Source organism: Pseudomonas sp. NPDC089401 (genome assembly GCF_044749485.1).
Taxonomy (GTDB): Bacteria; Pseudomonadota; Gammaproteobacteria; order Pseudomonadales; family Pseudomonadaceae; genus Aquipseudomonas.
This window is the reverse complement of the sequence record NZ_JBIVIA010000004.1, coordinates 235,832-261,346: the sequence shown is the minus strand read 5'-3', so window position 1 is coordinate 261,346 and position 25,515 is coordinate 235,832. Positions and strand designations below refer to the sequence as shown.

Sequence of the window (25,515 nt, the reverse complement as noted above, 5' to 3'; positions counted from 1 at the left end):
GTGCCTCGGGGCGGGGGCGGGCATAATGGCGATCTTGTCTGATACCCAGGAACACCCGCATGACCCAGATCTGCGTCGAACGCAAACACTCCCTCGGCCGCGATGCCGCCCGCGCCAAGGCCGAAGCGTTGGTCGACAAGCTCAGCCGTGAATACGACCTCAAGGCCACCTGGCACGGTGACCGGGTCGACGTGGCCCGCAGCGGTGCCAATGGCAGCGTGCACATCGGCGACGACAGCATCCGCGTGGAACTGAAGCTGGGCATGATGCTGTCGATGATGGGCGGCACCATCAAGGGCGAGATCGAACGCGCCCTGGACAAGGCCCTGGCCTGACCCCGCCTATCTCCTCCAGGCGCAGGTCTCCCCGGGCGTGAGCTTAGGGTGACGATTCTAATTTGGCTCTTTACCTTGTGCTCAAGCCCAACCTCCATGGGCGGTTCCTCCCTCCACTCATGAGCATGAGGTACAGAACATGGCCAAAGTGAATGTGAAGCACAAGGACGACGCTGCGGGTACCCTGAGCGAAGTGCGCGGTTATGCGCGCAAGATCTGGCTGGCCGGTATCGGCGCCTACGCCCGCGTCGGCCAGGAAGGCTCCGACTACTTCAAGGAACTGGTGAAAGCCGGTGAAGGCGTCGAGAAGCGTGGCAAGAAGCGCATCGACAAAGAGCTCGACGCCGCCAACCACCAGCTCGATGAAGCCGGTGAGGAAGTCAGTCGTGTACGCGGCAAAGTCGAAGTCCAACTGGACAAGATCGAGAAAGCTTTCGACGCAAGGGTCGGCCGCGCCTTGAATCGCCTTGGCATTCCGTCTAAACATGACGTTGAGGCGTTGTCCATCAAGCTTGAACAGCTGCATGAGCTGCTCGAGCGCGTCGCGCACAAACCATAAGGAGAGCAGGATGGCTGGCAAGAAGAATACCGACAAAGAAGGCAGCTCCTGGATCGGCGGGATCGAGAAGTACTCCCGCAAGATCTGGCTGGCGGGGCTGGGTATCTATTCGAAAGTCGACCAGGACGGCCCGAAGCTGTTCGACTCGCTGGTGAAGGACGGCGAGAAGGCCGAGAAGCAGGCCAAGAAAACCGCTGAAGACGTGGCGGAAAACGCCAAGTCCTCGACCACTTCGCGTGTTTCCGGCGTGAAAGACCGTGCCTTGGGCAAATGGAGTGAGCTCGAAGAAGCCTTCGACAAGCGCCTGAACAGTGCCATCTCGCGTCTTGGCGTGCCGAGCCGCAATGAGATCAAGGCCCTGCACCAGCAGGTCGACAGCCTGACCAAGCAGATCGAGAAACTGACCGGTGCTTCGGTCACGCCGATCTCCAAGCGCGCGGCGGCAGCCAAGCCGGCTGCGGCCAAGCCACTGGCCAAGGCCCCGGCAAAAACCGCAGCTGCAAAGCCGGCAGCTAAAACCGCAGCAGCCAAACCTGCGGCCAAGACTGCTGCTGCCAAGCCTGCCGCGAAACCGGCTGCCAAGCCTGTTGCAGCCAAGCCCGCTGCGGCGAAGAAACCCGCCGTGAAGAAGGCCCCGGCCAAGCCGGCAGCGCCTGTGGCCAGCGCCGCGCCGGCCGCAACCGCAGCTCCAGCACCAACCGCGGCTCCAGCCAGCAATCCGCCTTCGGCACCGGCCAGCACCGGTTCGCTGATCTGATAGCGGCGTAACGCCCTTCGCGGGTAAACCCGCTCCCACAGGTACAGCGTCGCTCTCAAGCTTGCCGCTGTCCCTGTGGGAGCGGGTTTACCCGCGAATGCGTCGGTGCAGCAGTACATCCGTGGCAGGCCTACCCCTCCAGATACCGAACGGCCAACTGCTCCGCCTCCGCCCGCGCCTGTTCCTGCAGATGCGGCGCCACCAGCATCATCACCTGGTACACCACGATCCCCACATCGCCCTCGCGCCCCAGCACCCGCTGGTAGTCCAGGGAAAACATCAGGGTCAGGGTGATCTGCTCCACCAGTTGTCCCAGCGCCTGTGTCTCGCTCAGCACCAGCCCCTGGCGCTTGAGGCTGGCCAGCAGCGCCGCCAGGGTGCGCTTGAGCGCATTGATCAGGCTGCGCATGCCACGCGCCAGCTTGGGCAGGCGCCCGGTCAGGTTCGACAGGTCCTGGAACAGAAAACGGTACTGGGCCATGCGCTCGACGATCAGGTGCAGGAACAGCCAGTAGTCCTCGGCGTCCAGGCGCACTTCCAGCGGCGGGTCGAGCAACGGCATCAGCGCCTCTTCGAAACGGTCGAACAGGCCGTGTATCAAGGGTTCCTTGCCATGGAAGTGGTAATACAGGTTGCCCGGGCTGATGCCCAGTTCGTTGGCGATCTCCAAGGTGGATACGTTAGGTTCGCCCTGCTCGTTGAACAACTGCAGGGCGCATTCGAGGATACGGTCGCGGGTCTTCATCCAGTCGTGCTGCTCATCGGGTCAGGACATAGGTGCCTGGCGCGGGGCCCAGCGGTGGATAGTTGGCGTTGCCCAGCTCGCTGCGCGGCGCCTTGAGCGGCCCGGAGCGCGGGGTGATCCACTCCAGCCACAGCGGCCACCAGCTGCCCTCGCGGCGCTGGGCGTCGTGGAACCAGGCGCGCGGGTCGCTGGAGAGCTTGGGGTTTTCCAGGTAGTAGGCCTTGGGGTTGCCCGGCGGGTTGATGATGCTCTGGATGTGCCCGCTGTTGGCCAGCACGAACTGGCGGTTGCCGCCAAGCAGCAGGGCCGAGCGGTACACCGCGTCCCACGGGGTGATGTGGTCGTTGCTGCCGCCCACGGAGAAACTGTCGAGGTCGACCTGCTTGAGGTCGATCGGCGTGCCGCACACTTCCAGGCCTGAGGCGTGGGTCAGCGGGTTGACCTTGAAGAAGTCCAGCAGGTCGCCGTGCAGGGCTGCCGGCAGGCGCGTGCTGTCGGCGTTCCAGTAGAGGATGTCGAAGGCCGGCGGGGTCTTGCCGAGCAGGTAGTTGTTGACCCAGTAGTTCCAGATCAGGTCGTTGGGCCGCATCCAGGCGAAGATCCGCGCCACCTCGCCGCCGTCCAGCACGCCGCGCTGGTAGGAGCGGCGCTTGGCCGCCTCGATGGTCTGCTCGTCGGCGAACAGGCTGGCGGGGCTGTCGAACTGGCTGTCCAGCAGGCTCACCAGGTAGGTGGCGCTGCGCACCCGGCGCAGTTGCTGCTTGGCCTGCAAGTGGCCCTGCAGCGCGGCCATGGTCAGGCCCCCGGCGCAGGCGCCCATCAGGTTCGGGTCGCGGCTGCCGCTGATGCTGCGGCAGGCGTTGAGGGCTTCCTCCAGGGCCTGGACGTAGCTCGACAGGCCCCACTCGCGGTGGCGCGGGTCGGGGTTGCGCCAGCTGACCATGAACACCTGCAGGCCGCTCTTGAGCATGTACTGGACGAAGCTGTTGTTCGGCTGCAGGTCGAAGATGTAGTACTTGTTGATCTGCGGCGGCACTACCAGCACCGGCCGGGCGTGCTGCTTCTCGCTCATCGGCTTGTACTGGATCAGTTCCAGCAGGTCGTTGCGAAACACCACCGCGCCGGGGGTGGTCGCCAGGTTGCCGCCGACCTCGAAGGCGCGTTCGTCGACCTGGCGCGGCAGCCCGTCGTTGTGCCGCAGGTCGTCGAGCAGGTGGGCGACGCCGCGCACCAGGCTCTGCCCGCCGGTGTTGAACAGCTCCTTGACCGCCAACGGGTTGAGCAGCGAATTGCTCGGTGCCAGGGCATCGTTGATCAGGCTGAACAGAAAGTGCGCACGGGCGCGGTCGTCATCGTCCAGCTGGCTTTCATCGATCCACAGGCGGGTCTGCTTCTGCCAGGCCAGGTAGGCCTGCAGGCTACGGCGGTAGAAGGGGTTCTGGCTCCATGTCGCATCGTTGAACCGGGTATCGCGCGGGTTCGGCCGGTAAGGCGTGTCGCCGAGCATCACCCGGCCCAGCTGGCCACTCAGCGCCAGCAGGTGGCGGGCGGTGTGCAGCGGGTTGAGCAAGCTGTGGCGGCCTACGCTGCGCAAGGTGGAAACCAGGTCGCGACCGCGCACGCCGAGAATGGCGTTCTGCACGTTCATGCTGGTGGCGGGAAGCGATGACGTTGCTTTGGCCGTTTTTTCTTTCATGGCAACACTCCGATGTCTGGCCACGGTCGGCTTCATTGAACAGCAAGCAACAACTCAGCCACCGGATGCCGGGCTGGGGTGCATGACCGCACGCTGACGTTCTTGCTGGAGAAACTTCATGATGATGGGGGCGACGGCGCCGGCCCGGGTGATCAGGAACAAGTGGCCGTCGTCGATAATGTGTAGCTGGGCATTGGGAATTCGCCAGGCCAGCAGGCGCATGTTGACCAGCGGGATCAGCGGGTCGTCGTCGCCGGCCAGCACCAGGGTCGGCTGCTGGATCTTGTGCAGCCAGTGGATGCTGGTCCAGCCCAGGCCGGCGAACAGCTGCCAGTAGTAGCCCAGCTTGCCGCCGGAGCGCACCTTGGAGGCGTGGTGCATGGCCAGGTCCGGGTCACGCCGAAAGCCGCCACCGTAGATCATCGGCGCGATGCGGATGACGTGGGATGGCTGTATGTAGCGCCGGGGGCTGGCCATCAGCCACAACACCTTGGGCTTGCCCGGCACCATCACCGCGCCGGCGGCGGTGGCGGCCAGCACCAGCTTCTTGCAGCGCTCCGGGTAGTCGTGGGCGAACTGCTGGGCCAGGGCGCCGCCCCAGGACACGCCGATGGCATTGACCTGCCCGTAGTCCAGGTAGTCGAGCATGCGCGCGGTCAGCTTGGCCAGGCCCGGGAAGCGGTACGGGTGCTTCGGCGTGGACGAGCCACCCACGCCGGGCACATCGAAGGCGATGACTTCCAGGTCCGGGTCGAGCGCCTCGATGAACGGGAATACCAGTTCCAGGTTGGCGCCGATGCCGTTGAAGATCAGCAGCGGCGTCAGGTGCGGCTTGCCCGGGCGCACCGCAGTGCGGATGGATTGGTCGTCCAGCTCGACGGTACGGAAAATGTAGGGTTGCGGCATGCGCGTGACTCGGTGGCGTTAAAAAACGCCGTGGCACGCTCCAAGCGGCCACGGCATCGCGACTCAACGCTCGTGGACGTACGTCCCTGGCGAAGCCTCGCCAGCGGCATAGGCACGGTTGCCCAGGCGCGTCGGCGCTTTTTTCAGTTCGCCGGCACGCTCGCCCAGCCAGTTCTGCCAATGCAGCCACCAGGAGTCGGTGTGCTTGTCGGCGTTTTCCTGCCAGGCCATCGGGTCGCCCGGCCGGTCGGCACCGGTCATGTAGCGTGCCTTGGGGTTGCCCGGCGGGTTGAGGATGCTCTGGATGTGGCCACTGTTGGACAGCACGAACTCGATCTTGCCGCCGAACAGGTGCGCCGAGCGGTAGCACGACGTCCACGGGGTGATGTGGTCGTTGGTGCCGGCGACGCTGAAGATGTCACACTTGACCTGCTTGAGGTCGATGGAAGTGCCGCACACTTCCAGTGCGTCCGCACGGGTCAACGGGTTGTTCTTGAACATCTCGATGAGGTCGCCGTGGAACGCGGCGGGCAGGCGCGTGGTGTCGTTGTTCCAGAACAGGATGTCGAACACCGGCGGCTCGTTGCCGAGCAGGTAGTTGTTGACCCAGTAGTTCCAGATCAGGTCGTTGGGGCGCATCCAGGCGAACACCTTGGCCATGTCGCTGCCTTCGAGCACGCCGGCCTGGTAGGAGTGGCGCTTGGCCGCTTCGAGGGTCTGCTCGTCGACGAACAGCGCCACCTGGGTGTCGACCGTGGTGTCGAGCACGCTGACCAGCAGGGTCAGGGCATTGACCTTCTGCTCGCCGAGCGCCGCGTAGTGGCCCACCAGCGCGGTGCAGGTGATGCCGCCGGAGCAGGCGCCGAGCATGTTCAGGTCCTTGCTGCCGGTGATCGCCAGCACTGCGTCGACCGCTTCCTTGAGGGCGTCGATGTAGGTCGACAGGCCCCACTCGCGCTGGGCCTTGGTCGGGTTGCGCCAGCTGATGATGAAGGTCTGCTGCTGGGAGCGCAGGCAGTAGCGCGCCAGGCTCTTGTCCGGGCTCAGGTCGAAGACGTAGAACTTGTTGATCTGCGGCGGCACCACCAGCAGCGGGCGGGTGTGCACCTGTTCGGTGATGGGGCTGTACTGGATCAGCTCCAGCACATCGTTGCGGTAGACCACGGCGCCTTCGCTGGTGCCGAGGTTCTTGCCCACCTCGAAGGCTTCCATGTTCACCTGGCTCGGCATGCCGCCGTTGTTGACCACGTCCTTGGCCAGGTTGGACAGGCCGTCGAGCAGGCTCTTGCCGCCGGTTTCGAAGAAGCGCTTGACCGCCGCCGGGTTGGACAGGGTGTTGGTCGGCGCCATGGCTTCGGTCATCAGGTTGATGACGAACTGGCCGCGGCTGATGTCCTGGGGCGGCAGGTCGCTGTTGCCGATCCAGTCGTGCAACTCCTTGCGCCAGGCCAGGTAGGTCTGCAGGTAGCGGCGATACAGGGGGTTCTTGCTCCAGGCCGGGTCGGCGAAGCGACGGTCGTCGCTTTCCGGGGTGAGGCTGGATTTGCCCAGCAGCACGTTCTTCAGCTCCAGGCCGAAGTGCGCCACGTGCTTGGCGCTGTGCAGCGGCTGGCGCACGGCCTGACGCAGCACGGTTCGCGCAGAGCTCAGCAGGTCCTTGCGGCGGATGCCGATGACCGGGTTCAGCCCCAGGGTGTTGTCCGAGGCTTGCCGCTGCAACTCATCGTTGTTCTTGTTACTCATCTACGACGCTCCGTTGTCCTGAGACGAGTACCGGATTGCTGTGGCGCATTGCACAGCGGACAGCCCGGTACTGCTACTCGGGTGACCAGTGATAAGGAACAGCGGTGCTGCGGGCCGGATGCATTCGGCGATGAGCTGCGGGGGATTCTGCGTGTGAAGACAGCCTGCTTTCGCTCGCGACCTCTACATACCGGCCAGTGCCTGATTGCCTTCAAGGCGATGCAGGGAACTTGCCAGCTCCATTGGTTACCCGACTTTCATGTAATGCGCAAGACAACGCGTTCAAGAGTTGTCTGTAAGGCATTCAAACAGATGAGATTAGAAAATGCGCTCTAAAACCTGGAAGGCTTGCGCTAGAGCATGAGTTTGACCACCGATTCGGCCGGATCGCGGGATTTGCCGGCCTGGTGCAGTTCGTCCAGATACTCGGCCCACAGCTGCTCCTGGCGCAGGCACAGTTGCTCGAGGTATTCCCAGGTGAACAGGCCGCTGTCATGGCCGTCGTCGAAGGTCAGTTTCAGTGCGTACTGGCCGGCCGGCTCCAGGCCGACGAGGCCGACGTTGATCTTGCCAAATTGCAGGATGGGGTTGCCGTGGCCCTGGACCTCGGCGGAGGGGGAGTGTACGCGCAGGAACTCGGCGGGCAGTTGGTAGACCTCGCCGGGGGCGTAGGTGAGGCTGAGGGTCTTGGAGGCTTTGTGCAGGTTGATGGCGGTGGGCAAGCGGGCCATGGGCTGGAATCTCTGGGAGCTGATGGTGCAAGCTTCGAGTGAATCAGGCCATTGTGCAAGGGGGGCTGCTGCGCAGCCCTTTCGCGACACAAGGCCGCTCCTACAGGAGATTGAGGTCCCTTGTAGGAGCGGCCTTGTGTCGCGAAAGGGCCGCAAGGCGGCCCCAGCGGTCTTACAGGATGTAACGCGACAGGTCTTCGTTCTGCGCCAGCTCACCCAGGTGGCCGTTCACATACGCCGCATCGATGCGAATCGGTGCCTCGTCGTGGCTGCTGGCCAGGTCACCGGCACTGAACGACACCTCTTCGAGCAGGCGCTCGAGCAGGGTGTGCAGGCGGCGGGCACCGATGTTCTCGGTCTTTTCGTTGACCTGGTAGGCGATTTCGGCCAGGCGCTTGATGCCGTCGGCGGCGAACTCGATGTTCAGGCCTTCGGTTTTCAGCAGCGCGCTGTACTGTTCGGTCAGCGACGCGTGCGGCTCTTGCAGGATGCGCTCGAAGTCTTCCGGGGTCAGCGCCTTGAGCTCGACACGGATCGGCAGGCGGCCTTGCAGTTCAGGCACCAGGTCGCTCGGCTTGCTCAGGTGGAACGCGCCGGAGGCGATGAACAGGATGTGGTCGGTCTTGACCATGCCCAGCTTGGTGTTGACGGTGCAGCCTTCGATCAGCGGCAGCAGGTCGCGCTGCACGCCTTCACGGGACACATCGGCGCCGCCGACGTTGCCGCGCTTGGCCACCTTGTCGATCTCGTCGATGAACACGATACCGTGCTGCTCGACCGCTTCCAGGGCCTTGGCCTTGAGCTCTTCCTCGTTGACCAGGCGGCTGGCTTCCTCGTCGCGGACCATCTTCAGCGCTTCCTTGACCTTCAGCTTGCGGCTCTTGCGCTTGCCCTTGCCCATGTTGGCGAACAGGCTCTGCAGCTGGTTGGTCATCTCTTCCATGCCTGGCGGCGCGGCGATCTCGACGCCGACGCTGTCGGCGACCTCGATCTCGATTTCCTTGTCGTCCAGCTGGCCTTCGCGCAGGCGCTTGCGGAACAGCTGGCGGGTGTTGGAATCGCTGCTGGTCTGGGCGGCTTCCTCGCTGAAGCTGCTGACCCGCGCCTGGGGCAGCAGGGCGTCGAGGATGCGGTCTTCGGCGGCGTCTTCGGCGCGGTGGCGCACGCGGACGATTTCCTGCTCGCGGAGCATCTTCAGCGCGGCATCGGCCAGGTCACGGATGATCGACTCGACGTCGCGGCCGACGTAGCCCACCTCGGTGAACTTGGTCGCTTCGACCTTGAGGAACGGCGCGTTGGCCAGTTTCGCCAGGCGGCGGGCGATCTCGGTCTTGCCGACACCGGTCGGGCCGATCATCAGGATGTTCTTCGGCGTTACCTCGGCGCGCAGCTCGGCAGGCAGCTGCATGCGCCGCCAGCGGTTGCGCAGGGCGATGGCGACGGCGCGCTTGGCGTCGTCCTGGCCGATGATGTGGCGGTTCAGTTCGTGGACGATTTCGCGGGGGGTCATGGACATGATCAAAAATGGTCCTTGGACAGAGTGGCTCAGCGTGGAAAAGCCCTGTCACCGGGACAGGGCGCCAGATCAGCTGATTTACTCGGCCAGGTCCTGCTCCTCGATGGTCAGGTTGTGGTTGGTGAACACGCAGATGTCACCGGCGATGTTCAGGGCGGCCTCGGTGATTTCCCGGGCCGACAGGTCGGTCTTGTTCAGCAGGGCGCGGGCTGCGGCCTGGGCGTAGCCGCCACCGGAACCCATGGCGATCAGGCCGTCTTCGGGTTCGACCACGTCACCGTTGCCGGTGATGATCAGCGAGGCGTCCTTGTTGGCCACCGCCAGCATGGCTTCCAGGCGGCTCAGCGAACGGTCGGTGCGCCATTCCTTGGCCAGCTCGACGGCGGCACGCACCAGGTGGCCGGAGTGCTTCTGCAACTGGGCTTCGAAGCGCTCGAACAGGGTGAAGGCGTCGGCGGTGGCACCAGCGAAGCCGGCGATCACTTCGCCGTTGTACAGGCGACGGACCTTCTTGGCGTTGCCTTTCATCACGGTGTTGCCGAGGGATACCTGGCCGTCGCCGCCCATGACGACTTTGCCGTGACGGCGGACAGAAACGATGGTGGTCAAGGGAGAGTCTCCACGCAGCGGGGCAAAATTGCCTGATGCAGACTCATATGGGGGTGGGGGGAAAGATTTCAACCGGGGGGGATGAATGGTCGTGCCTGGCAGGGGTATCGGTGTCGCCATCTTCGCGGGTGAACCCGCTCCCACAGGGACCCCGCTGCTCTCAGGTGTAGCGCAATACCTGTGGGAGCGGGTTCTCCCGCGAAGAAGGTTACTCAGGCCTCGTGGCAGACGTGCCCATCGACCAAGGTATACCGCACCGCGCCCGGCAGGCAGTGGCCGATGAATGGGCAGTTGTCACCGCGCGAGAACCACTGCTCGCCGGCCACGGTCGAGGCCTTGGCGTCGAACAGCACCAGGTCGGCCGCGCCGCCGACCTTCAGCTCGCCGGCCGGCAGGCGCAGGGCCTGGGCCGGGCCGCTGGCGAGGCGGGCGAGCAGGGTCGGCAGGTCGAGCAGGCCGTCCTCGACCAGGGTCATGGCCAGTGGCAACAGCAGTTCGACGCTGCTGATACCCGGCTCGGTGGCGCCGAACGGCGCCAGCTTGGCATCGCGCTCGTGGGGCTGGTGATGGCTGGAGATCGCCTGGATCACCCCCGACTTCACCGCCGCCCGCAGGCCGTCGCGGTCGGCGGCGGTGCGCAGCGGCGGCTGCACGTGGTACAGGCTGGAGAACTCGCGCAACGACTCATCGGTGAGGATCAGCTGGTACAGCGCCACGTCGGCGGTCACCGCCAGGCCACGTTGCTGGGCCTGCTCGATCAACTGTGCGCCGCGGGCGCTGGTGATCTGGGTGAAGTGCGCGCGTACGCCGCTCTGTTCCACCAGCAGCAGGTTGCGCGCCAGGGCCACGGTCTCGGCGCTTTCCGGGATGCCGGGCAGGCCGAGGAAGCTGGCCATGGCGCCTTCGTGGGCCAGGCCACCCTGGGCCAGGTCGCGGTCCTGGGAGTGGAACACCACGGTCAGGTCGAAGGTGGCGGCGTACTCAAGGGCACGGGCCAGGGTGCGGTTGTTGGGGATTTCCTTGAGGCCATTGCCGAAGGCCACGCAACCGGTGTCGCGCAGGGCCACCAGTTCGGCCAGCTGCTCGCCCTCCAGGCCCTTGGTCAGGGCGCCGATCGGATAGACCTTGCTGTTGGCGGCTTCGCGGGCGCGGTCGAGGATCAGCTCGGCCACTGCCGAGGTGTCCAGCACCGGCTTGGTCTGCGGCGGGCAGCACAGGCTGGTGACGCCACCGGCCACGGCGGCGCGGGTTTCACTGGCGATGCTGCCCTTGCGGCTGTAGCCGGGCTCGCGCAGCGACACGCCGAGGTCGACCAGGCCAGGCGCGGCGACCAGGCCGTCGGCCTGGATCGTGCGGCTGGCGCTGAAGCCGGCCGGTGCGGCGCCGATCGCGGCAATGCGGCCGCCGTCCAGGTGCAGGTCGGTGACCTGGTCCAGGCCGCTGGCCGGGTCGATGACCCGGGCGCCAAGAATGCTGAGGGTCACTGGGCGTTCTCCTGGTCGAATTGACGTTGTGCGTTCTGCCCGCTCATGGCCATGGACAGCACGGCCATGCGCACGGCGATGCCGTAGGTGACCTGGTTGAGGATCACCGAGTGCTTGCCGTCGGCCACCGCCGACTCGATCTCCACGCCGCGGTTGATCGGGCCCGGGTGCATGACGATGGCGTCGGGCTTGGCGCCGGCCAGGCGCGCGGTGGTCAGGCCGAACAGGCGGTAGAACTCGCCTTCGCTGGGCAGCAGGCCGCCGGCCATGCGTTCACGCTGCAGGCGCAGCATGATCACCACGTCGACGTCCTTGAGGCCTTCGGCGAGGTCGGTGTAGACCTTCACGCCATACTGCTCGATGCCGATCGGGATCAGCGTCTTCGGGCCGATCACGCGGATGTCCGGGCAGCCCAGCGCCTTCAGCGCGAGCATGTCGGAGCGGGCCACGCGCGAATGCAGGATATCGCCGACGATCGCCACCGAGAGGTTCTCGAAGCTGCCTTTGTGGCGACGGATGGTCAGCATGTCGAGCATGCCCTGGGTCGGGTGCGCATGGCGGCCGTCACCGCCGTTGATCACGGCGACGTCCGGGCACACGTGCTCGGCGATGAAATGCGCGGCGCCCGAGTCGGAGTGGCGCACGACGAACATGTCGGCGGCCATGGCCTCGAGGTTGCGCAGGGTGTCGAACAGGGTCTCGCCCTTGCTGGTCGAGGAGGTCGACACGTTCAGGCTGATCACGTCGGCCGACAGGCGCTGGGCGGCCAGTTCGAAGGTGGTGCGGGTGCGGGTGGAGTTCTCGAAGAACACGTTGCACACGGTCTTGCCGCGCAGCAACGGGACTTTCTTCACGGCCCGAGCGCCGACTTCGAGGAACGAGTCGGCGGTGTCGAGGATCTCGGTGAGCAGTTCGCGGGGCAAACCGTCGAGCGAGAGGAAGTGGCGCAGCTGGCCCTGGTCATTGAGCTGCAGCGGGCGCTTGGCGTCGATTGGCGTCATCGCGAGGGGACTCTTAAAGGGCGGAAGCGGAAGCGAGGTCCTGGCGCTCGAGGGCGAGCGGTGCGGGTCCGGTCAATTTTACCCGTTCATGGGCCGCCAGCGACAGGGTGGCGCCGAGCACATTGGGGCGGATCGGCAGTTCGCCGGCATCCAGGTCCAGCAGGCAGACCAGGGTGACGCTGGCCGGGCGGCCGTAATCGAACAGTTCGTTGAGCGCGGCGCGGATGGTGCGGCCGCTCATCAGCACGTCGTCGACCAGCACCAGGTGCTGGCCTTCGATCTCGAACGGCAGTTCCGACGGGCGCACCTGCGGGTGCAGGCCGTTCTGGCTGAAATCGTCGCGGTAGAACGACACGTCCAGGGTACCCAGCGGGCTCTGGTCGGCCATGGCGTCCTGCAGGGCCTGGGCGACCCAGACGCCGCCGGTGCGGATGCCGATGTAGCGCGGCTCGGTGATGCCGCGGCGGGCCAGATGGGCGCGAAGGTCGACGGCCATCTGCCGAATCAGCTCGGCGGGATTGGGTAGGCTCATTGCGTGTCTCCAGAAGGGCGCCGGGTTGGCCCGACGGCGAAGCGGGAAATTAGGTATTGGCCTCCAGCCAGCCTTGCAGCAGCAGGGCGGCGGCAATGGCGTCGACCGGGTTGTCGCGGTAGCTGCCGCGCTGGCCGCCACGGGCCAGGCGTTCGCCCTTGGCCTCGAAGGTGGTCAGGCGCTCGTCGTGGGTGTGCACGGGCAGGTTGAAGCGGCCGTTCAGGCGGCGGGCGAATTTTTCCGCGCGGGCGCTCATTTCGCTCGGCGTGCCGTCCATGTTCAGCGGCAGGCCGACGACGATGGCATCGGGCTTCCATTCAGCGATGAGCTTTTCCACCTGGGCCCAGTCCGGCACGCCGTTCTGTGCCTTGAGCGTGCACAGTTCGCGGGCCTGGCCGGTGATCACCTGGCCGACGGCCACGCCGATCTGCTTGCTGCCGTAGTCGAAACCGAGCAGCAGGCGTAGTTCTTGATGCAGTGGGGCCATCAGGCGTGCCCCGCCTGGCTGGTCAGCAGGCTGAGGTTGATACCAAGGCTGGCGGCGGCGGCGTCCAGGCGCAGGTCGCTGTTCAGGCCGAAGATGATCTCCGCGTCGAACGGGCAGTTGAGCCAGGCGTTGTCGGCCAGTTCGGCTTCCAGCTGGCCCGCTTCCCAGCCGGCATAACCCAGGGTGATGAGGCTCTGTTTCGGGCCCACCCCGGCGGCGATGGCCAGCAGCACGTCCTGCGAGGTGGTCAGCGACAGCCCTTCCAGGGCCACGGTGGCCTGGAAACTGCACTCGCTGCTGTGCAGCACGAAACCGCGGTCGGTCTGCACCGGGCCACCCTGGTAGATCGGCACCTGGAGCGTGCTGGCCGGCGGCGTTTCGTCCGGGCGCAGCTGCTCGAGGATGTCGGCCAGGCTCAGCTCCTGTGGTCGGTTGACCACCAGGCCCATGGCGCCATTGGCGTTGTGCTCGACGATGTACGTGAGGGTCTGGGCGAAGTTCGGATCGGCCATGTGCGGCATGGCGATCAGGAACTGGTGCTTGAGGTAGCTCGGGGTGAGGGTTTTCATGGGGGATAGTGTGGCGCCAGGTGGCGAGGCTGACAAGGTGCGGATATGTGTCGTTTTTGCCGGCCTCTTCGCGGGCAAGCCCGCTCCCACAGGATCACCACAAACCTGGGAATTGTGGGGATCCTGTGGGAGCGGGCTTGCCCGCGAAAGGGCCGCTGGATCAGTTGCTGGACAGCCGGTCGCCGCGGGCGAAGCGCCAGGTGCGGATGATCTCCAGCCGGTCGAACTCGGCCAGGTCGCCGGTGAACGGCGCGAACGGCGCCGCCAGGCGCACGATGCGCTGGGCCGCCTGGTCCAGCACCGGCTGGCCGGAAGACTCCAGCACCAGCACCTCGTACAGCGAACCGTCACGGTTGATCGAGACCATCATCCGCAGGTTGCCGTAGATCTGCTGCCGGCGGGCTTCGTCGGGGTAGTTCAGGTTGCCGACCCGTTCGACCTTCTTGCGCCATTCCTCCTTGTACCAGGCACCCTTGTCGCGCATGGTCGAGGCCGCATTGAGGCGGTGGATCTTCGGCCGTTTGGCGTACATCTGCTGTTCGTTGGACAGCTCCGCCTCGAGGCTGGCGATCTGGCTCGACAGCTGCGAGCTGTCGAAGTCCGGCGTGGCCGCTGCCGGCTTGGGCTGCGGCTTGCTTTCCTTGGGCTTAGGCTCGACCTTCTGCGCTTTCGGCGCCTTGGTCGCGACGGCGGATTTCTCCGGCACCGGTGGCGGCGTCACTTCCGGCTTGGCCGATGGCGGCGGGGTGATCTTGTTGATCTTGCTGTCCTGGAACGGCGCCACCTCGGTGGTGGTCGGCACCGCCTTCTTCTCCAGGGTGCCGCTGCCCTGCTGGTTTTCCTGGGCCTGGTAATCCGCCTTCTCGGGGCGCTTCTCGCTCTTGAAGGTGGCCAGGGTGATGTCCATGGTCTGGCGGATTTCCGCCGGTTTTATCACCGTGAAACCCACGCCAAGGATCAGCGCCAGGTGCACCAGGGCAGCCAGGAACAGGGTAAAGCCGAGCCGGTCCACCGGGCGAACGCGGGGTGGCAGCAGGTCGGCGGGGATGTCGGCAGGCAGCGTCATCGGGTATCCAGCAACTGCGGGGCGGGGCAGTGGCTCAGTCGAAAAGGACCGGCATCATACCCCACTCCGCGCGTTTGCTCTGTGTCGGCGGTCAGCGCGCCTTGAGCTGGCGATCAATGGCATCCATCAGCTTGCCACCGATGTCGGTGCCGTAGGCCGCATCGATCTCGCGGATGCAGGTCGGGCTGGTGACGTTGATTTCGGTGAGGTAGTCGCCGATCACGTCGAGGCCGACGAACAGCAGGCCCTTGGCGCGCAGGGTCGGGCCGACCTGGGCGGCGATCCAGCGGTCACGCTCGCTCAGCGGGCGGGCTTCGCCACGGCCACCGGCGGCCAGGTTGCCGCGGGTCTCGCCGCTGGCCGGGATGCGCGCCAGGCAATAGTCGACCGGCTCGCCGTCGATCATCAGGATGCGCTTGTCGCCGTCCTTGATCGCCGGCAGGTAGGCCTGCGCCATGATCTGCTGGGCGCCCAGGGCGGTCAGGGTCTCGAGGATCACCGACAGGTTCGGGTCGCCGGCCCGGTGGCGGAAGATCGAGGTGCCGCCCATGCCGTCCAGCGGCTTGAGGATCACGTCGCCATGCTCGGCGGCGAATGCACGGATGATGTCCGGGCGGCGGCTGACCAGGGTCGGCGGCGTGCACTGCGGGAACAGCGTGGCGAAGAGTTTTTCGTTGCAGTCACGCAGGCTCTGCGGGCGGTTCACCACCAGCACGCCTTCGCTCTCGGCCTGCTCCAGCAGGTAGGTGCTGTAGACGAACTCCATGTCGAACGGCGGGTCCTTGCGCATCAGGATCACGTTCAGCTCGGCCAGCGGGGCATCCTGTTCATCGCCCAGCTCGAACCAGCGCGCCGGGTCGGCGAACACCTTGAGCGGGCGCATGCGTGCGCGGGCCTTGCCTTCGCCCTGGTACAGGTCGCGCTGCTCCATGTAGAACAGCTCCCAGCCACGGGCCTGGGCGGCCAGCAGCATGGCCAGCGAACTGTCCTTCTTGTAGGAGATGGACGCGATAGGGTCCATGACAATGCCGAGGCGAACGCTCATGGGGTGGTTCCTCTGGCGGCAGCGGGCCGCGGTCGATCGAAAGAAAAGTGGCTCAGGGTGGCGCTGTGAACGCCGCAGGTCAAGGGGCGCGGCAGATGGAACGGGCCTGCGGAGTGTGCTAAAAATGCCCTCAGCTTCGTGCTGCAGGCCTTCCGCGGCTTGCCGCCCACTCCGTGCAGCGATGGTAGCGCAACTTATGGAACAACCCCTGAAGGTGATGGTGATCGACGATTCCCGCACGATCCGCCGCACCGCGCAGATGTTGCTCGGCGAAGCGGGCTGCGAGGTGATCACCGCCAGCGACGGCTTCGATGCCCTGGCCAAGATCGTCGACCACCAGCCGCAGATCATCTTCGTCGACGTGCTGATGCCGCGCCTGGACGGCTACCAGACCTGCGCGGTGATCAAGCACAACAGCGCCTTCAAGGACACCCCGGTGATCCTCCTGTCGTCCCGCGACGGCCTGTTCGACAAGGCCCGCGGCCGGGTGGTCGGCTCCGACCAGTTCCTGACCAAGCCGTTCAGCAAGGAAGAACTGCTCGACGCGATCAGGGCCCATGTGCCCGGTTTCGCCGCGCCCGAACCACACGCCACCTGACCGCGCCCTGACCGGCGCGGCATCCAATTTCCTGATGGGGAACCCGCATGGCCCGCGTTCTGATTGTCGATGACTCGCCGACCGAGATGTACCGATTGACCGAATGGCTGGAAAAGCATGGCCACCAGGTGCTCAAGGCCAGCAACGGCGCCGATGGCGTGGCCCTGGCCCGCCAGGAAAAGCCCGATGCGGTGCTGATGGACATCGTCATGCCCGGCATGAACGGTTTCCAGGCCACCCGCCAGCTCAGCAAGGACCCGGAAACCGCCGCCATCCCGGTGGTGGTGGTTACCACCAAGGACCAGGAAACCGACCGCATCTGGGCCACGCGCCAGGGCGCCCGGGACTTCCTGACCAAGCCGGTGGAAGAGGACGCACTGATCGCCAAGCTCAAAGAAGTGCTGGGCGCTTGACCACCCGCCCCCAGGGCGCGTCGCTGACCGCCTTCGAGCTGTTGCTGGACATCGACCGGCGCTGCCGCCTGCTGGTGGCCGACCAGCCACCGCAGGACACCCGCCTGCAGCAGTGGAGCGGCATCGGTTTTCGTATCGCCGGGCAGTGGTTCGTCGCGCCCATGGGCGAGGTCGCCGAGGTGCTGCGCGAGCCGCGCAGCAGCCGGGTGCCGGGGGTGCAGCCGTGGGTCTGCGGGGTCGCCAACCTGCGTGGCCGGCTGCTGCCGGTGATGGACCTGAGCAGCTTCTTCGGCCTCGGCCCGGTAGCGCCGGGCAAGCAGCGGCGGGTGCTGGTGCTGGACCACGAGGACCTGTTCGTCGGCCTCTTGGTCGACGAAGTGCTGGGCCTGCAGCATTTCGCCCTGAGCAGCCTGGAGCTGTCGCCGCCGCAGCCGCTGCTGCGGGCCGCCGCCCGCTTCGTCCAGGGCCACTTCGCCCGTGAACGCAACTGGGCGATCTTCAGCCCCTTCGCCCTGGCCCAGGCGCCGGGCTTTCTTGACGTGGCGCTATAGGACCTACCACCGTGAACAAGCCGGCCACTCCCGTCGCCCCCGCCAGCATGACCCCGCGTACACGCAGCATCGTGCAGATCACCGTGCTGTTCGTGATCCTGATCCTGTCGATCATCCTGCTGTTCGCCAACTTCGCCTACCTCAACACCCAGGCCAACCACGACAAGCAGTACATCGGCCATGCCGGCGAGTTGCGCGTGCTGTCCCAGCGCATCGCCAAGAACGCCACCGAGGCGGCAGCCGGCAAGGCCCTGGCGTTCAAGCTGCTGTCGGATGCGCGCAACGACTTCGAACGGCGCTGGGGCTACCTGCGCGAAGGCGACAAGTCCACCGGCCTGCCCGCCGCGCCGCCAGCGGTGCGCGACGAAATGGAAAGCGTGCGCCAGGACTGGGAAAACCTGCGCAAGAACACCGACACCATCCTCGCCAGCGAGCAGACCGTGCTGTCGCTGCACCAGGTGGCGGCGACCCTGGCCGAAACCGTGCCGCAGTTGCAGGTCGAGTACGAAAAGGTGGTGGAGATCCTGCTGCAGAGCGGCGCCCCGGCCAACCAGGTGGTGGTGGCCCAGCGCCAGTTGTTGCTCGCCGAGCGCATCCTGGGGTCGGTGAATACCGTGCTGGCCGGCGACGACGCCGCCGCCCAGGCCGCCGACAGTTTCGGCCGCGACGCCAGCCGTTTCGGCCAGGTGCTCGAAGGCATGCTCGGCGGCAACCCGGCCATCCAGGTGACCCGCGTCGAGGACGCCGATGCCCGGGCGCGCCTGGCCGAGATCGCCGAGCTGTTCCAGTTCGTCGCCGGCTCCGTGGACGAAATCCTCGAAACCTCCCCCGAGCTGTTTCGCGTGCGCGAGGCCGCCAGCAATATCTTCAGCTTGTCGCAGACCCTGCTCGACGAGGCCTCGCACCTGGCCAACGGTTTCGAGAACCTGGCCGCCGGGCGCACCCTCGACACCGTCGGCGGCTACGTGCTGGGCCTGCTGGCGCTGGCCTCGATCATCCTGATCGGCCTGGTGATGGTGCGTACCACCCACCGCCAGTTGCACGAAACCGCCGAGAAGAACGAACGCAACCAGCAGGCGATCATGCGCCTGCTCGATGAAATCGAAGAGCTGGCCGACGGCGACCTGACCGTAACCGTGTCGGTGACCGAAGACTTCACCGGCGCCATCGCCGACTCGATCAACTACTCGGTCGACCAGCTGCGCGACCTGGTGGCCACAATCAACCACAGCGCCGTGCAGGTGGCCGCCGCGGTGCAGGACACGCAGAACACCGCGCGCCAGCTGGCCAAGGCCTCGGAACACCAGGCCGAGCAGATCAGCGAGGCGTCCGAGGCGGTGGGCGACATGGTCGAGTCGATCGACCGGGTATCGGCCCACGCCTACGAGTCGGCCAAGGTGGCCGAGCGCTCGGTGGCGATTGCCAACAAGGGCAACGAGGTGGTGCACAACACCATCAACGGCATGGACAACATCCGCGAGCAGATCCAGGACACCGCCAAGCGGATCAAGCGCCTTGGCGAATCTTCCCAGGAAATCGGCGACATCGTCAGCCTGATCGACGACATTGCCGACCAGACCAACATCCTTGCCCTGAATGCGGCGATCCAGGCCTCGCTGGCCGGTGAAGCCGGGCGCGGCTTTGCCGTGGTCGCCGACGAGGTGCAACGCCTGGCCGAGCGTTCGTCCTCGGCGACCCGGCAGATCGAGGCGCTGGTGCGCACCATCCAGGCCGACACCAACGAGGCGGTGATCTCCATGGAGCAGACCACCGCCGAAGTGGTGCGCGGCGCACGCCTGGCCCAGGATGCCGGGGTGGCGCTGGCCGAGATCGAAGGCGTGTCGCAGAACCTGGCTGAACTGATCCACAGCATCTCCGACGCGGCCCAGCTGCAGACCTCGTCGGCGGGGCAGATTTCCCACACCATGGCGGTGATCCAGCAGATCACCGCGCAGACCTCCGCCGGCTCCGGCGCCACCGCCGACAGCATCCGCCACCTGGCGCGCATGGCCAGCGAGATGCGCCGGTCGGTGTCCGGATTCACCTTGCCGGCACCCGCCGAGCGCAGCTGAGGAGCACCCATGGCTGTCGCCGTAGCAAGCCCCGAACGCCACGATACCGTGGCCCTGGCCTGGACCCGGGCCGCCATCCTCGACTGCCTGAGCCAGGCGCGCGAGGCCCTGGAGCGCTTTGCCGGGAACACCGACGACCTCTCTATCCTGGCCTTCGTGGTCGACAACCTGCACCAGGTGCACGGCTGCCTGCGCATGCTCGAACTGCGCGGCGCCACACGCCTGGCCGAAGAGCTGGAGCTGCTGGCCAAGGCCCTGGCCGACGGCCAGGTCAGCCCGCGTGGTGACTGCCTGGGCCCGCTGTTCCGTGGCCTGGAGCAATTGCCGTCGTACCTCGAACGGCTGCGCGGTGCCCGCCATGACCTGCCGCTGGTGATGTTGCCGTTGCTCAACCAGCTGCGCGCCTGCCGTGGCATCGAGCCGCTGGCCCAGGCCAGCCTGATCAGCGGCGCGGCACAGCGCTTCGCCGGTGCCGACGACCTGGCCAACCTCGACCTGTCGCTGGGCAACTGGCGCGAGCAGATGCAGGCCGGCCCCGGCCGCGATGCCCTGCGCTCGGTGATCACTGCCCTGTGCGATGACCTGGTGCGCATCAAGGAGCGCCTGGACCAGTTCGTGCGTGGCGACCGCCAGCACAGCGAGGCGCTGGACGCGCTGCTGGCGCCCTTGCGGCATGTCGCCGACACCCTGGCGGTGCTCGGCTTCCAGCAACCGCGGCGGGTGATCATCGACCAGGTGCTGGCGCTGCAGGCCCTGGCCCAAGGCCAGCAGGTGGCGGACGACGCGGTGCTGATGGATGTGGCCGGTGCGCTGCTGTACGTGGAGGCCACCCTCAATGGCATGGTCCTGCCGCTGGAGGAAGGCGGCCAGGGTGGCTTGCCGGGCGCTGACCTGGCGGGCTCCGACCTGGCCGAGATCCGCCTGCTGGTGCTGAACGAGTCGCTGAACGTGTTGCAGCAAGCCAAGGACCTGATTGGCGATTGCCTCGAGTCCGGCTGGCCGAGCCAGCGCCTGCAGCCGCTGCCAGGCTTGTTGCAGCAGGTGCGCGGGGCGCTTGCGATGCTGATGTTGCCGGCCGCCGCCGAGGTGTTCGGGGGCTGCGCCGGCTATGTGCAGAGCTGGCTGCAGCACCTGGAAGTGGAGCCGCCTGCGGACGAGCTCGGCCACCTGGCCGATGCCCTCAGTGCCGCCGAGTGCTACCTGCAATGGCGGGTGGCCGACCCGCTGGCCGACGGCCAGCCGTTCCTCGACCGGGCCCGTGCCAGCCTGACCACGCTCGGCGTGCACTGCGCCCATGCCGGGAGCCACGCTGCGCCGGACGCTGGCAGCGACGGCATGGATGACGAATTGCGCGAGGTTTTTCTCGAGGAAGCCGGAGCGTTGCTGCCGGAAATCGAGCGCCACTGGCTGCGCTGGCGTGCCGACAACAGCCTGCGCGACGCCCTGTCGGAAGTGCGCCGTGACCTGCACACGCTCAAGGGCAGCGGGCGCATGGTGCATGCCGAGGCCGTGGCCGAGCTGGCCTGGGGCGGCGAGCACCTGCTCAACCGGGTGCTGGAAGGGCGCATTGCCCTGAGCCCTGAAGGGGTGGTGGCGTTGCAGCAGGCGTTCGTCCACTTGCCGGACCTGCTGGCCGACTTCGCTGTCGGGCAGTTGCCGCCGCTCACTGAAATCGAACAACTGGCGGGGCACCTGCATGCCCTGGCCGAAAACGACGCCTCGGCCACCGCCGAGATCGACGGCCTCGATCCGCAGTTGCTGGATATCTTCCGCAACGAGGCCCTGGGCCACCTGGGCAGCCTGGAAGCCTTCCTCGAGGCTGCCGACGGCGAGGACAACGCGGTCAGCGACGGGCTGCAACGTGCCTTGCACACCCTCAAGGGCAGCGCCGCCATGGCCGGCGTGCTGCCGATCGCCGAGCTGGCCACCGCCTTCGACCGCCTGGTGCGCGAGTACCGTGGCCACCAGCTGCCGTTGCAGGCTGCGGAAATCCAGTGGCTGCGCTTGGCACTCGGGTTGTTCCAGCAGGGCCTGGCGCAGCTGGGCAGCTCACCGCTGGCGGCCATCCCGGGGGCGGCGCAACTGATCGAACTGGTCGGCGAAGCCGTGGACCTGCGCCTGGCCAGCCTGCATGCCGAACCCCATCCCGGGCGGCGTGGCAAGCGCGATCCGCAGCAGATCGCCAGCTTCCTGGCCCAGGCCATGGACATCCTGCTCGATGCCGAGTCGCTGCTGTCGCGCTGGCACCAGCAGCCCGGGCAGCGCGAGCCCCTGGAGATCCTGCTTGAGCAACTGACCAGCCTCGGCCATGCCGCGCACCTGGCCGACCTGTGGCAGATGGATGCGCTGTGCGAGGCGTTGCTCGACCTGTGCGGCGCGGTGGAGGAGGGCAGCCTGGGCGCCAACCCACGCTTCTTCGCCACGACCCAGCAAGCCCTCGATGCGCTGCTGGACATGCTCGACGAGGTCGCTGCCGGCCAGGAAATCACCCCGCGGCCTGACTGTGTCGACGCCTTGCGCGAGCTGCTCGATGGCGCCCTGGCGCCGGACGCCACCGGGTTGGTCAGCCGCGATGCGGTGACCCCGCTGGACGGGCTGCCGGCACTGGCCGATGAAGCCGAAAGCCCGGGCGACAAAGAGCTGCTGGAAGTTTTCCTCGAAGAGAGCTCGGACATCGTCGAAAGCGCGGCGGCGGCCCTGGCCCGCTGGCAGGCCGACCCCCGCAGCAGTGTCGAGGTGGAAAACCTGCTGCGTGACCTGCACACCCTCAAGGGCGGTGCGCGGATGGTCGAGATCGCCGCCATCGGCGACCTGGCCCATGAACTGGAATTCCTCTACGAACTGCTCGCCGCCGGCCGCCTGCCGCCGAGCGCGGCGCTGTTCGCCCTGCTGCAGAACTGCCATGACCGCCTGGCGCACATGCTCGACGCGGTTCGCCTGGGCCAGCCGCTGCATGCGGCCACCGCGCTGATCGACTACATCCGCAACTTCAGCAGCGCCGCACTGACCGACAGCGCTGCCGGCCAGGCACCGGCAGGAAGCACGCCGGCCGAAGTGCCCGCCGCTGCGCCAGAGCGGGCGCCCGGCGACATGGTCAAGGTCGACGCCGAACTGCTCGACGACCTGGGCAACCTGGCCGGCGAGCACTCGGTGATCCGCGGGCGCATCGAACAGCAGGTCAACGACGCCCAGTTCGCCCTCAACGAAATGGAAACCACCCTGGAGCGCATGCGCGACCAGCTGCTGCGCCTGGACATCGAGACCCAGGGCCGGATCAGCAGTCGGCAGGCGTTCGAGGGCGATGCCTACGAGGATTTCGACCCGCTGGAAATGGACCGCCATTCCCAACTGCAGCAGCTGTCGCGGGCGCTGTTCGAGTCGGCTTCCGACCTGCTCGACCTCAAGGAAACCCTCAGCCAGCGCGCCCAGGAGGCCTACAGCCTGCTGCAGCAGCAGGCGCGGGTGAACAGCCAGTTGCAGGAAGGCCTGACCGCCACCCTGATGGTGCCGTTCGAGCGCCTGGTGCCACGTTTGCAGCGGGTGGTGCGCCAGGTGGCCAGCGAGCTGGGCAAGCAGGTCGAGCTGGTGGTCGGCAACGCCGAGGGCGAGCTGGACCGCAGCGTGCTCGAACGCATGGTCGCGCCACTGGAGCACATGCTGCGCAATGCCGTCGACCACGGCCTGGAGTCGCGCGAGGCACGTCTGGCGGCCGGCAAGCCGGAGCAGGGCACCATCCACCTCAACCTGCTGCACGAAGGCGCCGACATCGTCATCGAGATGACCGACGACGGCGCCGGTGTGCCCTTGGAAGCCGTGCGGCGCAAGGCGATCAAGCGTGGCCTGCTCGACCCGCAGGCGCAACTGAGCGACCACGAGATCCTGCAGTTCATCCTCCGTCCGGGCTTTTCCACGGCGGAGAAGATCACCCAGATTTCCGGGCGCGGCCTGGGCATGGACGTGGTCCATGAAGAGGTCAAGCAGCTGGGCGGCTCGATGACCATCGAGTCGGCCCAGGGCAAGGGCGCGCGCTTCCTGATCCGCCTGCCGTTCACCGTGTCGATCAACCGTGCGCTGATGGTGCACCTGGGTGAGGAGCAGTACGCCATCCCGCTCAACACCATCGAGGGCATCGTCCGCGTGCCACCCGCCGAGCTGGCCGCTTGCTACCAACTGGCGGCGCCGCGCTACGTGTATGCCGGCCACGAATACCAGCTGCGCTACCTGGGCGAGCTGTTGCAGGGCGTGCCACGCCCGGTGCTGCTGGGCCAGAGCGTGCCGTTGCCGGTGCTGCTGGTGCATTCCCAGGAGCAGTCCTTCGCCATCCAGGCCGACAGCCTGTCGCCCAGCCGCGAGATCGTGGTCAAGAGTCTCGGCCCGCAGTTTGCCGCCGTGGCCGGGCTGTCGGGGGCGACGTTGCTCGGCGATGGCCGGGTGGTGCTGATTCTCGACCTGCTCGGCCAGCTGCGCGGCCAGCAGCGGCGCCTGGCGCGTCTGCCGGGTGGCAGCGGGGTGCAGCAGACGTTGTTCGGCCCGGCCCCGCGCCGCGCCTTGCTGGTGATGGTGGTGGACGACTCGGTGACCGTACGCAAGGTCACCAGCCGCCTGCTCGAACGCCATGGCATGAGCGTGCTGACCGCCAAGGACGGGGTCGATGCCATGGCCTTGCTGGAGGAGCACCGGCCCGACGTGCTGCTGCTGGACATCGAGATGCCGCGCATGGACGGTTTCGAGGTGGCCACCCGCATCCGCCGTGACGAGCGCCTGAAGGAGCTGCCGATCATCATGATCACCTCGCGCACCGGGCAGAAACACCGCGACCGGGCCATGGCCATCGGGGTCAACGACTACCTCGGCAAGCCCTATCAGGAATCGTTGCTGCTGCAGAGCATCGCCCACTGGAGCCACCGCCATGCTTGAACTGATTGCCGGCCAGCGCAGCAGCCTCACCGGCCTGCTGCTGCCCTTGGGCGACCGCACCCTGGTGCTGCCCAACGTGGCGGTGGCCGAACTGATCGGCCAGCGCAACCTGGTGTGCCAGCGCGGCGAGCCGGCCTGGCACCTGGGCTGGATCGACTGGCGCCAGCAGCACCTGCCGCTGATCGGCTTCGAGGCCGTTTGTGGCGGCGAGACGCCGTGTGGCGAGCGGGCGCGGATCGTCGTGCTCAATGCCCTGGGCGATACCGGGCTGCGCTACCTGGCGGTGCTGCTGCAGGACATACCGCGTTCGTGCAAGCTCGACAGCCAGCTCAATTACGTGGACGTGGCGCTGGGCAGCCTGGAGCTGGCGGCGGTGCAGGTGGGCGAGCAGGTGGCGCGGGTGCCGGACCTGGTCGGGCTGGAAAGGCTGGTGCGTGACGCCGAATTGCAATCTGCCCTTGGGTAGGATGTTCGGGCTGAAGGCCCTTTCGCGGGCTTGCCCGCGAAAGGGCCGGAACAGGCTGGCTCAGGAACCCAGCCCAGATCAGGAGGTCTGTTTTTGCATGTATTACGGTGAACGCTTCAATGCCTGGACCCACCTGGTCGGTGCCGTCCTGGCCTGTATCGGTGCCATCTGGCTGATCGTCGTCGCGGGGCTGCAAGGCGACCCGTGGAAGATCGTCAGTTTCTCCATCTACGGCAGCACCTTGCTGCTGCTCTACAGCATCTCCACCCTTTATCACAGCACCCGCGGGCGAGCGAAGGTGATCATGCGCAAGCTCGATCATCTGTCGATCTACCTGCTGATCGCCGGCAGCTACACGCCGTTCTGCCTGGTCAGCCTGCGCGGGCCCTGGGGCTGGAGCCTGTTCGGCGTGGTCTGGGGCCTGGCGGTGATCGGCATGCTGCAGGAGATCAAGCCCCGTTCCGAGGCGCGTATCCTGTCGATCATCATCTACGCGGTGATGGGCTGGATCGTGCTGGTGGCGGTCAAGCCGCTGTTGCACAGCCTGGGCAGCGCCGGCTTTGCCTGGTTGGCAGCCGGCGGGGTGTTCTACACCGTGGGCATCATTTTCTTCGCCCTCGACAGCCGCCTGCGCCATGCCCATGGCATCTGGCACCTGTTCGTGATCGTCGGCAGCCTGATGCACTTCGTGGCGGTGTCGTTCTACGTCCGCTAGCA

The 25,515-nt window shown here is 66.6% G+C and carries 24 protein-coding genes; 10 read left to right on the top strand and 14 right to left on the bottom strand.

The annotated features are described in order from the left end of the window. The first annotated feature begins 59 nt into the window (after positions 1 to 59). The 3 genes from ACIP21_RS11675 (at position 60) to ACIP21_RS11665 (ending at position 1,651) form a co-directional block, all read left to right on the top strand. Positions 60 to 335 carry a polyhydroxyalkanoic acid system family protein gene (locus ACIP21_RS11675; RefSeq protein ID WP_400687499.1) on the top strand — a complete coding sequence of 92 codons (276 nt, stop codon included), beginning with the start codon at positions 60 to 62 and terminating at the stop codon, positions 333 to 335. 139 nt (positions 336 to 474) lie between these two features. Next, on the top strand, positions 475 to 894 hold the full coding sequence (locus tag ACIP21_RS11670; protein WP_400687497.1) for a phasin family protein: 420 nt from the start codon (positions 475 to 477) through the stop codon (positions 892 to 894). A gap of 10 nt (positions 895 to 904) precedes the next feature. After that, complete coding sequence (locus tag ACIP21_RS11665; protein WP_400687495.1) at positions 905 to 1,651, top strand: phasin family protein; 747 nt, start codon at positions 905 to 907, stop codon at positions 1,649 to 1,651. 130 nt (positions 1,652 to 1,781) lie between these two features. Here the strand turns inward: ACIP21_RS11665 and ACIP21_RS11660 are convergent, their stop codons facing one another. The 14 genes from ACIP21_RS11660 to gshB all read right to left on the bottom strand — a co-directional run bounded on the left by ACIP21_RS11660 (position 1,782) and on the right by gshB (position 15,781). After that, positions 1,782 to 2,396 carry a TetR/AcrR family transcriptional regulator gene (locus ACIP21_RS11660; protein ID WP_400687493.1) on the bottom strand — a complete coding sequence of 205 codons (615 nt, stop codon included), beginning with the start codon at positions 2,394 to 2,396 and terminating at the stop codon, positions 1,782 to 1,784. A 13-nt stretch (positions 2,397 to 2,409) separates the two neighbouring features. Then, positions 2,410 to 4,092 (bottom strand): class II poly(R)-hydroxyalkanoic acid synthase, encoded by a 1,683-nt coding sequence (phaC, locus tag ACIP21_RS11655; protein WP_400687491.1) that lies wholly within the window; start codon positions 4,090 to 4,092, stop codon positions 2,410 to 2,412. 54 nt (positions 4,093 to 4,146) lie between these two features. Continuing rightward, positions 4,147 to 4,998, bottom strand: a complete 852-nt coding sequence (gene phaZ / locus ACIP21_RS11650) for a poly(3-hydroxyalkanoate) depolymerase (protein ID WP_400687489.1) — start codon at positions 4,996 to 4,998, stop codon at positions 4,147 to 4,149. Between the two features lie 63 nt (positions 4,999 to 5,061). Next, complete coding sequence (gene phaC, locus ACIP21_RS11645) at positions 5,062 to 6,741, bottom strand: class II poly(R)-hydroxyalkanoic acid synthase (protein ID WP_400687487.1); 1,680 nt, start codon at positions 6,739 to 6,741, stop codon at positions 5,062 to 5,064. 353 nt (positions 6,742 to 7,094) lie between these two features. Next, a complete protein-coding gene (locus ACIP21_RS11640) occupies positions 7,095 to 7,472 on the bottom strand; it encodes a gamma-butyrobetaine hydroxylase-like domain-containing protein (protein WP_400687485.1) in 378 nt (125 codons plus the stop codon). A gap of 172 nt (positions 7,473 to 7,644) precedes the next feature. Next, positions 7,645 to 8,988: an ATP-dependent protease ATPase subunit HslU gene (gene hslU, locus ACIP21_RS11635; protein WP_400687483.1), complete on the bottom strand. Its 1,344-nt coding sequence runs from the start codon at positions 8,986 to 8,988 to the stop codon at positions 7,645 to 7,647. A 78-nt stretch (positions 8,989 to 9,066) separates the two neighbouring features. Continuing rightward, positions 9,067 to 9,597: an ATP-dependent protease subunit HslV gene (gene hslV, locus ACIP21_RS11630; RefSeq protein ID WP_400656830.1), complete on the bottom strand. Its 531-nt coding sequence runs from the start codon at positions 9,595 to 9,597 to the stop codon at positions 9,067 to 9,069. Between the two features lie 212 nt (positions 9,598 to 9,809). Continuing rightward, entirely contained in the window at positions 9,810 to 11,081 is a 1,272-nt protein-coding gene (locus ACIP21_RS11625; RefSeq protein WP_400687481.1) for a dihydroorotase, read from the bottom strand. Then, complete coding sequence (locus tag ACIP21_RS11620) at positions 11,078 to 12,082, bottom strand: aspartate carbamoyltransferase catalytic subunit (RefSeq protein ID WP_008099987.1); 1,005 nt, start codon at positions 12,080 to 12,082, stop codon at positions 11,078 to 11,080. Before ACIP21_RS11620 ends, ACIP21_RS11625 begins: the two co-directional genes overlap by 4 nt. Before the next feature lie 13 nt (positions 12,083 to 12,095). Beyond that, complete coding sequence (pyrR, locus tag ACIP21_RS11615) at positions 12,096 to 12,614, bottom strand: bifunctional pyr operon transcriptional regulator/uracil phosphoribosyltransferase PyrR (protein ID WP_400687479.1); 519 nt, start codon at positions 12,612 to 12,614, stop codon at positions 12,096 to 12,098. Between the two features lie 49 nt (positions 12,615 to 12,663). Further along, entirely contained in the window at positions 12,664 to 13,101 is a 438-nt protein-coding gene (gene ruvX, locus ACIP21_RS11610) for a Holliday junction resolvase RuvX (RefSeq protein ID WP_400687477.1), read from the bottom strand. Continuing rightward, positions 13,101 to 13,670, bottom strand: a complete 570-nt coding sequence (locus tag ACIP21_RS11605; protein WP_400687475.1) for a YqgE/AlgH family protein — start codon at positions 13,668 to 13,670, stop codon at positions 13,101 to 13,103. Before ACIP21_RS11605 ends, ruvX begins: the two co-directional genes overlap by 1 nt. Positions 13,671 to 13,830: 160 nt before the next feature. Beyond that, a complete protein-coding gene (locus ACIP21_RS11600) occupies positions 13,831 to 14,736 on the bottom strand; it encodes an energy transducer TonB (protein WP_400687473.1) in 906 nt (301 codons plus the stop codon). Positions 14,737 to 14,827: 91 nt separating this feature from the next. Then, a complete protein-coding gene (gshB, locus tag ACIP21_RS11595) occupies positions 14,828 to 15,781 on the bottom strand; it encodes a glutathione synthase (RefSeq protein ID WP_400687471.1) in 954 nt (317 codons plus the stop codon). A gap of 196 nt (positions 15,782 to 15,977) precedes the next feature. Here gshB and ACIP21_RS11590 point away from each other — a divergent pair, with 196 nt between their 5' ends. The 7 genes from ACIP21_RS11590 to ACIP21_RS11560 all read left to right on the top strand — a co-directional run bounded on the left by ACIP21_RS11590 (position 15,978) and on the right by ACIP21_RS11560 (position 25,513). Beyond that, a complete protein-coding gene (locus ACIP21_RS11590; protein WP_400687469.1) occupies positions 15,978 to 16,379 on the top strand; it encodes a PleD family two-component system response regulator in 402 nt (133 codons plus the stop codon). A gap of 47 nt (positions 16,380 to 16,426) precedes the next feature. Continuing rightward, positions 16,427 to 16,792: a twitching motility response regulator PilH gene (gene pilH / locus ACIP21_RS11585; protein WP_400687467.1), complete on the top strand. Its 366-nt coding sequence runs from the start codon at positions 16,427 to 16,429 to the stop codon at positions 16,790 to 16,792. Next, positions 16,789 to 17,343, top strand: coding sequence for a chemotaxis protein CheW (locus ACIP21_RS11580; protein WP_400656815.1), 555 nt, complete (start codon positions 16,789 to 16,791; stop codon positions 17,341 to 17,343). The genes pilH and ACIP21_RS11580 overlap by 4 nt, the downstream gene beginning before the upstream one ends. Before the next feature lie 47 nt (positions 17,344 to 17,390). Then, the gene (locus tag ACIP21_RS11575; protein WP_400687974.1) at positions 17,391 to 19,415 is read left to right on the top strand and encodes a methyl-accepting chemotaxis protein; all 2,025 of its coding nucleotides are present in this window, start codon (positions 17,391 to 17,393) and stop codon (positions 19,413 to 19,415) included. A 9-nt stretch (positions 19,416 to 19,424) separates the two neighbouring features. Then, positions 19,425 to 24,332, top strand: coding sequence for an Hpt domain-containing protein (locus ACIP21_RS11570; protein WP_400687465.1), 4,908 nt, complete (start codon positions 19,425 to 19,427; stop codon positions 24,330 to 24,332). Further along, complete coding sequence (locus ACIP21_RS11565) at positions 24,325 to 24,798, top strand: chemotaxis protein CheW (RefSeq protein WP_400687463.1); 474 nt, start codon at positions 24,325 to 24,327, stop codon at positions 24,796 to 24,798. Before ACIP21_RS11570 ends, ACIP21_RS11565 begins: the two co-directional genes overlap by 8 nt. A gap of 97 nt (positions 24,799 to 24,895) precedes the next feature. After that, positions 24,896 to 25,513 carry a hemolysin III family protein gene (locus ACIP21_RS11560; RefSeq protein WP_400687461.1) on the top strand — a complete coding sequence of 206 codons (618 nt, stop codon included), beginning with the start codon at positions 24,896 to 24,898 and terminating at the stop codon, positions 25,511 to 25,513. The last annotated feature ends 2 nt before the right edge of the window (positions 25,514 to 25,515 follow it).